Raw genomic sequence first — 746 nt, forward strand, 5'->3', positions numbered from 1 at the left:
ATCACAGTCCGGTTATCGACTCCCCCAGGCTTATCGCAGATTCCTACGTCCTTCTTCGGCTCCTAATGCCAAGGCATCCACCGTGTGCTCTTAAAAACTTGACCACAAAAGATCAAGGAGTAATTTTCGAGAGAACCACAGAAACCACCACCATCACCCCAAAAGGCAACAGCGACAGATCCAGGTTCATATTCTTGGAAATTGCTTCTTATAAAAGATGCTCGCGTCCACTATGTAGTTCTCAAACAACAACCCCGTACCACACACCCCACACACACAACATGCATGATCGGTGCAGCCAGGAAACCAGAAACACAAGTCCCGGAACCACCACGGCCAAAGCCGCAGCAACCCGGTCCTGTTGCCTCAGGACCCAACAGTGTGCCAAACACTAAACCGCYSATCACCTCTCCCGCACCGTTCCAGGACCACCGCGCTTCCAAAGGAAGCACAGGGGACCGTACTGGGTGCCGGCGAAGAACCGGCGGCCGCTATTTGTTGATATTCCACCCGTGAGCACCCGCCGCAGAACTWGCGTCTGCGCAACGGGCGTACTCCTGACAACCCCACCACACGGACATAACGCCCGGCAGGGTGGTTGTAGGTGCTCCTTAGAAAGGAGGTGATCCAGCCGCACCTTCCGGTACGGCTACCTTGTTACGACTTAGTCCCAATCGCCAGTCCCACCTTCGACAGCTCCCTCCCACAAGGGGTTAGGCCACCGGCTTCGGGTGTTACCAACTTTC

At 55.3% G+C, this 746-nt stretch carries 2 rRNA genes; both read right to left on the bottom strand.

Annotated elements, in window-relative coordinates:
• A 23S ribosomal RNA gene (locus tag AC1DFR_RS22340) occupies positions 1–104 on the bottom strand; the annotation flags it as partial.
• 511 nt (positions 105–615) lie between these two features.
• Positions 616–746, bottom strand: a 16S ribosomal RNA gene (locus tag AC1DFR_RS22345); the annotation flags it as partial.

The sequence above is a fragment of the Arthrobacter sp. 05T410 genome (assembly GCF_056396505.1).